This is a genomic window from Candidatus Thioglobus sp. (genome assembly GCF_029243085.1).
Classification (GTDB): domain Bacteria; phylum Pseudomonadota; class Gammaproteobacteria; order PS1; family Pseudothioglobaceae; genus Thioglobus_A.
The window spans coordinates 1-10,417 of record NZ_JAQWSS010000118.1 but is presented as its reverse complement, the minus strand read 5'-3'; the positions used below and the strand labels follow the sequence as shown (position 1 = coordinate 10,417).

The window sequence follows — 10,417 nt, the reverse complement described above, 5'->3', positions numbered from 1 at the left end:
ATTTTATTATCAATGAGCCAGCGTCTATAAATATTTTCTGTTACAACAATAGCATCGTCCACCAGAATACCGATTGAGAAAATTAGTGCAAATAAACTCACTCTATCAATAGTCATACCTAAAATCCAGGCAGAGAATATTGTCATCAGCAATACTACTGGAATCACTAACGTTACCACAATCGCCGGACGAATTCCTAAAGCAAACCATACTAATAAGGTTACAGCGCCGGTAGCAATAAATAGTTTTTTGATTAAGGCGTTTACTTTGTCCTTGGCAGACTTTCCATAATTTCTAGTTACTGCCACCTCTACGTTGTCTGGAATAAGGCGCCCCTTTAACTGCTCCACTTTGGCCAAAATGTTTTCAGCTACTTCTACACCGTTGGTGCCAAATTTCTTAGCAATGGCAATAGTGACAGCTTGTTCTGCTGTTGCCTTTTTGCCCGTTTTATTGGCTTTACCTGTGTAATAGTTAACCATGTGCTCAGTTTGTTCTGGTGCATAGTAAACGTCAGCTACATCTCGAATATAGATTGGCTTGCCATTATTAACGGTGATTACTAAGTTCTCAATATCTTCAACTTTGGTAAAAAAATCACCAGAATATACTTCCATGCTAAAACCATTTAGCTCAATATTACCAGTATGTTCTCGAATATTTGCATTGCCAATAGTGCCAGCAATTTGCTGAATTGACACACCATAACCAGCTAATCGACCCGGATACGCATCAATATGGAAAATCTCTTTACGGCCACCCACAATAAAGCCGTTGTTTGTATCTTTAACTTTCTCCAGTTGCTGGATTAATTCTAAACCAAGAGAGCGTAACTGACCATCATCTAAAGACTTTGACCAGAGTGTTAAATTAATAATTGGAACATCATCAATTTCTTTTGGTTTGATTAATGGCTGTCTAGCACCTGGAGGCATAAAGTCAAGATTGGCAAGCATTTTATCTCGTACTTTAATAATTGATGCGTTCATATCCTGACCCACATCAAATTCAACAGTAATAATTCCCTGCCCTTTATCACTGACTGAATAAACATGCTTTACACCCAGAATTTGAGACATTAGTCGCTCTAAGGGCTTAACAACAATATTGGACACTTCTTCTGAAGAGGCACCCGGATATTCAACAAATAAATCAATCAGTGGTACTGAGATTTGAGGATCTTCCTGACGTGGCGTTGAAATTAGACCGATAATTCCAGCTCCCAACATAGCAAAGAAAATAATTATCGATAGTGGTGAAGTGATAAAGGCTTTGGTTAGCTTTCCAGCTATGCCTAAATCAACTTCGTCATTCATGGCTGTGTTATTGTTTGACATAATGATCGAATTAAATATCCATTCCTGAAACCATTAAAATATTGGGATTAGCGACAATTTTCTCGCCAATCTTCAAGCCTGATAAAACACTTTTCTTATCCTTACCAACTTGCTCACCTAAACGAATAAAACGCAACTCAGTTTTATTTGTTAATGGGTTAATAATAAATACACTTGGCAATGAAGAGCGCCACATGATTGCAGATTCTAATACAACTGGCGTTAAAATGCCTGAATCAGTTTCAAAAATTTCAACTTCTGCATAAGCACCTGGTAGTACTGGCACACCTTCTGGTAAGTCAAACTTTACCTTAACACTGTGTTTAGCGTTATCAGCAATCGGGTAAATTTGTGACAATTTAGCATCGACAACAATATTGGCAATATCTAACTTAATTCGATAATCAGTATCAAGCTTTAAACTTCTTACCAATCTTGATGGAATATTCACCTCAACTTGAAGCTCTTTAATATTAGCAAATGCTAAAAGTTTTTGACCCGGTTGGACAATATCACCCACATTAATTGATTTAGCGACAATAACACCATCAAACGGTGCAGCAACACTCGCATCTTTTAGGCGAGATTCAATTTGCTTTAAATTGTTTTCTGCTTGAGTTAATTTGTTTTTTGCTTGTTGATATGAGGTGTATCTTGAAGTTCTATTGGCAAATTTATCAAACTCTGGATTACCCTGACCACTCATTTTTAACATGGGATCAGTAAACATTGAAAACATACCCGGTACACCGCCAAGCATGCTGCCTCCATTAGGAGATACAATTGATTGTGAATACTGAACACCTGCATTTCTAAGTGATTCATTAGCTGAGGCAATCTCGGCATAAGCAGAATCACGTTGTGCTTGAATGGAGTCTTGCTCTAGTGTCACTAAGGTTGTACCCTTGTTAAACATGTCGCCTTCTCTACCACTAACACTTAAAACATCACCTGCAACTTGTGCCGATAAATTAACCTGAGAGGATGAAATCACTACGCCACCTAATAACGCTCTTTTATCAAGAGACATTCCGGTAATTGTTTGAATGTTATAAACAGAGTCAAAGCTATTACTATTTGGATTGATAATTTGTGAGTGTAAAGGCAGTGAAAGTGCTAGTAAAACGGATGTGACTAAAGGTGTGATTTTAAAGCTCATAGTTAACCTGTTTTTAAATGTGATAATTAGTAGTATTGTTTGGAATTTTATATGATTACCTTCCATCGTGTTTACTATTTAAATCAAATAGCTGTTAATCATCTATTACCTTATATAACCATCTGATTTTTAACTAATAAATTATACAAATATAATACTGTATTATATATTTTAGTATATAAATTTTTACTTATATATTGGCACTATAATATATGTATTATATTTTATTAATTAATGTTAAATGACGATTGCATTCACCCCTGGAGAGCCAGCAGGAATTGGCCCTGATTTAGCCGTTATTCATGCTCAAAAAAAATCTGATAAAAATTTATTGGTTTTTGCCGATCCTGATATGCTGATATCACGTGCAAAACAACTAAAATTACCACTTAAAATTGTTGAATCTGATTGTGTTAATACGACTCATCAGTTATGTGTTTATCCAATCAAAGCAGAAGGTAATATTACTACCGGTGTCTTGAACCCTGATAATGCTCAATATGTTCTTAACACACTTGATGCCGCTACAGATTTTTGCCTAAAAAAACAATGTAGTGCTTTAGTTACGGGCCCTGTTCATAAAGGTATTATTAATAGTGTCAATCCTGGTTTTACGGGTCATACTGAATATTTAGCCGGCCTTTCCAATGTTAATAAAACCGTCATGATGCTTGCTACAAAAGGACTTCGGGTTGCTCTAGCAACAACTCACCTACCACTTTCTCAGGTGGCTCAAAACATAACGGCTGAGTCACTCGAACAGACCATTCGTATTATTCACCGATCCTTAGAGGCTTACGGTACTATAAATCCTAACATTGTTGTTTGCGGGCTGAATCCGCATGCTGGTGAGGATGGTTATCTAGGTATGGAAGAAATTGAAATTATCAATCCCTTAATTGCTAAGCTAAACAATCAAGGATTTAATCTGACTGGTAGCGTTCCGGCGGATACTGCTTTTACGGTTGACGCTCTTCAGGGGGTTGATTGTGTTTTGAGTATGTATCATGACCAAGGGCTACCTGTTTTAAAAACCCTAGGTTTTAAAAAGGCTGTAAATATTACTCTAGGTTTGCCCTTTATCCGTACCTCAGTTGATCATGGCACCGCTCTTTCGCTTGCTGGAACTGGTAATATTAGCCTAGGTAGCTTGCATACTGCGTTAGAATACGCACAAAACTTTATTAATAAAACCATTTATTAGGCGTTTAACTATCATGTCAGGAAAACATAAAGCTCGTAAACGTTTTGGTCAGAACTTCTTGACTGACCAAAAGATTATTGAGCGAATTGTCGCCACAATAGCGCCTAAACATAATGATAACTTGCTTGAAATTGGGCCGGGTCAAGGTGCTATGACCTTGCCCTTGCTAGAGCGAGTTAATCAGCTGAATGTTATTGAAATTGATCGAGATTTAATCAAAATTTTAGCCGCTTACAATAAGTCTAATCTGGTGATAAACCAAGGTGATGCGCTAAATTTTGATTTAAATTTATTCAATCCACCAATTCGAGTAGTTGGAAACCTGCCATATAATATTTCTTCACCTATTTTATTTCACTTACTTGATAATCGAGACAAAATAATTGACATGACATTTATGCTGCAAAAAGAAGTGGTTGAAAGGATGTCAGCTAGTCACGGTTCAAAAATTTATGGTCGATTGAGTGTCATGATGCAAGCATTTTTTGAAGTGGAACTTATCTTTGTTGTCCCGCCAGAATCGTTTGACCCTGCGCCTAAAGTTGACTCTGCCATTGTTTACTTAAAGCCGCTAAAATCATGTAAAGTTGGTGACATTGATATATTTGAAAAAGTGGTTAAAGCTGCGTTTTCCCATCGCAGAAAAACACTTAGAAATTGTTTAAAATCCCTATTAACTCAAGAACAAACAGGTGTTGATTTATCTCAGCGTGCAGAAATGCTAGATATTGACACCTTTATCACCCTGGCTAAAGACTATGAAAAACAATATTAAAATCGACGTAAAGGTTAGCTTTATTGAAGAGCAATCAAGTGCAACTATCAACCAACATACATTTGCTTACACCATTACTATTACTAATAACGGCTCAATTGGTGCTCAGCTCTTAACTAGGCGCTGGTTAATTCAAGACGAAACAGGTCGTATGGAAGAAGTTATTGGTGAAGGAGTTGTTGGTCAACAACCGCATATAATGCCTGGCGAGTCTTATCAATATTCCTCTGGATCGGTAATTAAAACAGCGACAGGCACAATGAAAGGCACTTATGGAATGATTAACGATGAGGGTGAACGCTTCGAAGCTACAATACCTGAATTTGTTCTAAGTGAACCTTACACGCTACATTAATGGCTGATTATCTCATTGGTGATGTTCAGGGTTGCTATGATTCTCTACAATCATTATTAAAAAAAATAAATTTTTCCCTAGATAAGGACCAATTGTTTTTTCTTGGGGATGTGATTAATCGGGGTGATAAATCTTTAGAAACCTTAGCTTTCATTAAAGCACATACTGACAATACTTCAATGGTTTTAGGTAATCATGATTTTCATTTATTAGCGTGTGCTTTTGGCACCATTACACCAAATAAAAAAGACACATTTACCGATATTCTTCAGGCAAATAATTCTACTGAATTACTTGAGTTTCTTTTACAGCAGCCATTAATCATTAAGCACAAAGAAGTTTTTATGGTTCATGCCGGTATACCGCCAAATTGGAATGACTCTATAGCAGTATCTCAAGCTAAACAAGTTGAGCAATATTTACAAAGTCAGGATGTTGGTCATTTTTTAACCCAAATGTATGATAACAATCCACGCACATGGCATAAAGATCTTGATAAATTAGAGCAATGTCGATACACCGTTAACGCCTTAATGCGTATGCGTTTCTGTCAGGCTGATGGCAAATTAGAATTCAAACATAAAATGAATTTTGATTCGGCGCCGAGGGGCTACCAAGCGTGGTTCGATCATAAAGAGCGCCTGCTAAAAAATACTGATATTTTCTTTGGCCATTGGTCAACACTTAAGCATGTCGATCGAGCGCATATTTATCCCATGGATCACGGTTGTGTTTGGGGCGGGGCGTTAAGCGCAATCAGGCTATCGGATAAAAAGGTGTTTTCAGTTAGTTGTTAAATTTCAACTTGCCCCTCAAAAACAAATTCAGCTGGCCCTGATAAAAATACAGACTCACCGCGTTGATACTCAACTAGAGCGTCACCACCTGTTAGATGAACAATTACTTTTGAATCAAGTAATCCTTGCTCAATACCATGCACAACCGCTGCACATGCACCACTACCACAAGCCAACGTTTCTCCAGCGCCACGCTCATAAACTCTTAAATTAATTTCATCGCGATTTAGCACCTGCATAAAACCAATATTGGCTTGATTGGGCAGTAAATCACTAGCTTGTATTTGTTTAGCAATGCTAGCAACATCTAAATTAGAGGTGTCGTTAATTGTTAGAACGCAATGGGGGTTGCCCATTGATATAACACCCATTTCAAACCCTTCAATTTGATAAACAGCTTGAACACTATGAGCAACAAGCGGAATACCCTTAGGTTCAAATTGCGGCTCCCCCATGTCAACACGAACTGCATTATTTTCATGAATAAACAAGGTAATGACACTTGAATGAGTTTCGACAACAATTGGATTGTTAGTGGTAAGCTCTTTTTCACTAACAAATCGTGCAAAACAACGGGCACCATTACCACATTGCTCCACTTCAGACCCGTCTGCATTATAAATCACATAACGAAAATCAATGGTTGGAGTGGTGCTTGATTCTACTACTAGTAATTGGTCGAAACCAATGCCAAAATTTCTATCAGCCAATTTAACAATCTGCTTAATATTAAAATTAATCTTGCCACTGGTGTTGTCAACAACCATAAAGTCATTACCAAGACCGTGCATTTTTGTAAATTGAATCATCATGCGCTTTATTTTATCCACTTATTAAGCGAAAGGATAATAAAAACCATAGTTCTGATAAAATATCGACACTATTTATTTAAAGGCAAATTATGCAAACACCAAGTAACATTACTCTCAATAAAGATAAAAATTTACTAACACTAACTTTCGATGGTGTTGATTACCCACTAAGTACTGAATTTTTAAGAGTTTATTCACCGTCTGCAGAGGTTGTTGGCCATGGACCTGGTCAAGAGACTTTACAATTAGACAAAGAAAACGTTAAGATTGACCGCATTGAGCCAACGGGAAATTATGCTGTTTATATCTTCTTTAATGATGGTCATGATACCGGTATCTATTCTTGGGAGCATTTATACAAATTAGCCACCGATAAAGATGCCTTATGGTCAACTTACTTAAAGCGCCTTAAAGAAGCAGGACATTCGCACTCTCAACTTTAAATTTGAATGGGTTTTTTAACTGCCCTGCTTTCTTTTATAGTGACTATTGGCATCTTAGTCACTATTCACGAATATGGACACTATTGGGTTGCAAAAAAATTAAATGTTAAAGTTTTAAGATTCTCTATTGGTTTCGGCAAGGTAATTAAATCTTTTCAACGAGGTGAGACAGAATTTGCCTTGTGTGCAATCCCACTTGGTGGCTATGTCAAGATGCTTGACGAACAAGAAGGTAAGGTTGCAGCATTTGAACAGCATCGTGCTTTCAATCGAAAATCTGTTTATCAACGTTTTGCTATCGTAGCAGCCGGCCCAATTGCAAACTTCCTGTTAGCAATTTTTCTATACACTTTTGTGTTTATTATTGGTGTTAACGGTATAAAGCCAGTTGTTGGCACGGTCAATTCATCAGGAATTTTTAGCGAATCTGGATTGCAAACAGGTGATGTATTACTCAGCATTAACAATGCACCAACACCAAGTATTAGTGAATTTTCCATTCAATTTATTCAAGCAATTGAAAACGAACCGTTAACCATCCAAGCGCTATCCAGTCAGTCAAACTTAAAAACAGTTGAGCTAAGCTTAACTAATGATTTTCTAGCCGATCCGGAGCAAGGGGTTGATCATTATTTAGGGTTTGAGTTTGCAAAACCAACAATTCCAGCTATTATCGATCAAGTTGTGCCAAATTCTGCAGCCAGTAAAGCCGGTTTACAATCTGGAGACAAAGTGCTAATGGCTAACACCAGGCCAATTCATAATTGGCAGGACTTTGTCCAAATAATACAAACAAAACCAGTTGGCTCAATCAACCTTTCGATCAAGCGTAACGATTCATATTTGGACCTAGTGTTAACACCAAAACTTGTTAACAACCTGCCAAAAGCAGGTGTAAGTGTTAAGATTCCCAAGGATTTCTTGACAAATTGGCAAGTATTAATCCAAAAAAATCCACTAGATGCTTTATCTTCAGCTACCGATAAAGTTTATCAATTGACATTACTTAATCTAAAAATGATTAAAAAAATGATTATTGGTGAAACCTCGATTGATCAAATTGGTGGGCCGGTGAGTATTGCTAATTATGCTGGCAAAACCGCTGAGGTTGGCTTGGTGCCATTCTTATCTTTCTTGGCATTGATTAGTATTGGATTGGGCTTACTAAATCTTTTACCAATCCCCCTGCTTGATGGCGGGCATTTGTTTTTTTATCTGATTGAGATGATCAAGGGTTCTGCGGTTAGTGATACAACCCAACAAATACTGGCTAAATTAGGCCTATTTGTTATTTTGTCATTAACCTTTATAGCTCTGTATAATGACTTGACACGATTATTGTAACTTAATAAGCATCATGAAAAAAACAACACTTCAATTATTAATCTCTGCTAGTATTTTTAGCAGCTCGATGGCCCTTGCAGATCCTATTAAAAGTATTGAAATATTAGGGTTAGATTCGATCTCTCGTGGAACAGTATTAAGCTATCTACCTGTTGAGACAGGTGATGATTACAACAAACAAGTGTCTGGTCAAATTATTCGCGATCTTTATAAGACAAGCTTCTTTAAAGATATTGAAGTATCACAAGTAGATCAAGTTCTTAAAATTAAGTTATTAGAAAATCCTCATATTAAATTTGTTGACGTACTTAACTACTCCGATAATGTGATCGATGAAGATTCGTTAAACCAAATTCTAAAAAACATGAATCTTGCTCAAGGCAATATTTTTAATCAACGAAAATTAGATCAGTTAATTTCACAAATAAAATCCTCTTATATCTCTAAGGGTTACTATGGCATCCAGATTAATAAAAAAATTGAAATAGATGCTCAGAATCGAGTTGGTATTGAGTTAGACATCAACGAAGGTGAAGTAGCCAGAATTAATTCAATGAAGATAACAGGTGGCAATATTCACGATGAGGATGACTTATTAGATTTGTTTGATATTGGCGAAGCTGATTTCTTTATCATGAATTATTTCACGGAAAAAGATCATTATTCTAAAGTTGCACTAGATGCCGGTGTTGAGTCTATGAAGTCTTTATACATTAATAACGGCTATCTTGATTTTAAAATCAACAAAATTCAAACTACGCTATCTGACAATAAAGAGAATATTGATATTGATATTCAGATTAGCGAAGGCTCGCAATATAAAGTGGGAACAATAGCTTTTACGGGAGACTTGTTAAATCAATCCATTAAAGACTTGAATGAACTTTTAAGCGTTAAGAAAAACGATGTGTTTGAACGTAAGAAAGTTATTGAAAGTATTCAAGCCATTACCGATGTATTTGCTGACCAAGGTTATGCATTTGCCAAAATTAATCCTATCACTCATGAAAATACCAAGACGCATACTATTGACTTGACTATTGATATTTCATTGAATAAAAAAGTTTATATTAATCGTATTACCATCGTTGGCAATACCCGTACACAGGATGAAGTTATTCGCCGGGAAATTGGCATTAACGAAGGTGGTTTATATTCAAATACCGAACTCGATGAATCAATCAACAAAATTAAACGCCTAGGGTTTTTCTCTAATGTAAAAATGGAGGTTTCAAGGCTTAAAGGATTCGATGATAAAATCGATCTTAATTTTTCAGTAGAAGAGACCAAAACTGGCGCAATTACCATGGGGATTTCACATTCAAACGGCACTGGATCCTCGTTTGAAGTTGGTATTAACGAAAGAAATTTTTTAGGTACAGGTACAACACTTAATGCCAAGATAGCAAACTCTAGTGCGGTTAAAGAATTTAACTTCTACTTCTCAAATCCATACTTTAATGAGGACAAGCACAACATTAGTTATGGCTTATTTAGTAAACAAATTGAGAATTTAGATAATGTAGGTGACTACAAGATTGACACATTTGGCGGAAGTTTAGGTTACGGAATTCCAATTACTTCAAGTACTAGAATTGGATCTGAATTAAAATTTTCAAACAGCGATATCACATGTAAAACGGATTTCGCCGAATTAGAATCGCAGTGTGCCTCAACAGATAAGACTGAAGTAAAAGCAAATTTCAATTGGAGTGCTGATACACTTAATGACTACAACTACCCGACAGATGGTCATAGCACTAGTGCTAGCTTTGACATTGCATTACCTGTTGCTGATTTTAGATATTACAAGCTAGGTTTAAACCATAGAAACTACTTACCGTTTGGTAACAGTTTAACGCTAAAAACTAATGGAAATTTAGGTCTAGCACAAGGCTATGGCGGTAAAGACTTACCATTCTTTAAACGTTATTATGGCGGTGGATCATCATCAGTTAGAGGCTTTGACTTTAACTCTCTAGGTAATAAATATATTGATTCAAATGGAATATTAACAGATACTTCTAAGGGTGGTGAATTATCCATTCTTGCAGGCGCCTCTGTTATATCGCCAATGGATTTCATCAATGACAGTAAAAATATGCGCATGAGTGCCTTTGTAGATGCGGGTGGCATTTATGAGAAAGTCAATGATATTTCACTTGATGATTTACGTGTTTCTGCAGGTGTG

Annotated in this window: 10 protein-coding genes; 7 read left to right on the top strand and 3 right to left on the bottom strand. The window is 36.4% G+C overall.

Annotation, left to right across the window (positions count from 1 at the left end):
- Positions 1–1,337: efflux RND transporter permease subunit (locus P8M52_RS06695; protein ID WP_300309106.1), on the bottom strand; the 1,337-nt coding region annotated here is incomplete at its 3' end.
- A 10-nt stretch (positions 1,338–1,347) separates the two neighbouring features.
- Positions 1,348–2,496 (bottom strand): efflux RND transporter periplasmic adaptor subunit, encoded by a 1,149-nt coding sequence (locus P8M52_RS06690; RefSeq protein ID WP_300309104.1) that lies wholly within the window; start codon positions 2,494–2,496, stop codon positions 1,348–1,350.
- 241 nt (positions 2,497–2,737) lie between these two features.
- Here P8M52_RS06690 and pdxA point away from each other — a divergent pair, with 241 nt between their 5' ends.
- From pdxA to P8M52_RS06670, 4 genes are read left to right on the top strand one after another with little or no spacing between them, the layout of a single operon-like run.
- Complete coding sequence (gene pdxA / locus P8M52_RS06685) at positions 2,738–3,700, top strand: 4-hydroxythreonine-4-phosphate dehydrogenase PdxA (protein ID WP_300309102.1); 963 nt, start codon at positions 2,738–2,740, stop codon at positions 3,698–3,700.
- 13 nt (positions 3,701–3,713) lie between these two features.
- Positions 3,714–4,475 carry a 16S rRNA (adenine(1518)-N(6)/adenine(1519)-N(6))-dimethyltransferase RsmA gene (gene rsmA, locus P8M52_RS06680; RefSeq protein ID WP_300309100.1) on the top strand — a complete coding sequence of 254 codons (762 nt, stop codon included), beginning with the start codon at positions 3,714–3,716 and terminating at the stop codon, positions 4,473–4,475.
- Entirely contained in the window at positions 4,459–4,830 is a 372-nt protein-coding gene (gene apaG, locus P8M52_RS06675; RefSeq protein ID WP_300309098.1) for a Co2+/Mg2+ efflux protein ApaG, read from the top strand. The genes rsmA and apaG overlap by 17 nt, the downstream gene beginning before the upstream one ends.
- Positions 4,830–5,627, top strand: a complete 798-nt coding sequence (locus P8M52_RS06670) for a symmetrical bis(5'-nucleosyl)-tetraphosphatase (protein WP_300309096.1) — start codon at positions 4,830–4,832, stop codon at positions 5,625–5,627. Before apaG ends, P8M52_RS06670 begins: the two co-directional genes overlap by 1 nt.
- On the opposite strand, the gene dapF is transcribed toward P8M52_RS06670, so the two are convergent.
- Positions 5,624–6,439: a diaminopimelate epimerase gene (gene dapF / locus P8M52_RS06665; RefSeq protein WP_300309094.1), complete on the bottom strand. Its 816-nt coding sequence runs from the start codon at positions 6,437–6,439 to the stop codon at positions 5,624–5,626. The two genes, P8M52_RS06670 and dapF, sit on opposite strands and share 4 nt — an antisense overlap.
- A gap of 89 nt (positions 6,440–6,528) precedes the next feature.
- On the opposite strand from dapF, the gene P8M52_RS06660 reads away from it, so the two are divergent.
- The 3 genes from P8M52_RS06660 to bamA form a co-directional block, all read left to right on the top strand.
- A complete protein-coding gene (locus tag P8M52_RS06660) occupies positions 6,529–6,882 on the top strand; it encodes a DUF971 domain-containing protein (protein ID WP_300309092.1) in 354 nt (117 codons plus the stop codon).
- A gap of 6 nt (positions 6,883–6,888) precedes the next feature.
- Positions 6,889–8,226, top strand: a complete 1,338-nt coding sequence (gene rseP, locus P8M52_RS06655; RefSeq protein WP_300309090.1) for an RIP metalloprotease RseP — start codon at positions 6,889–6,891, stop codon at positions 8,224–8,226.
- Positions 8,227–8,239: 13 nt separating this feature from the next.
- The coding region (gene bamA, locus P8M52_RS06650; RefSeq protein WP_300309088.1) for an outer membrane protein assembly factor BamA at positions 8,240–10,417 on the top strand (2,178 nt) is incomplete at its 3' end.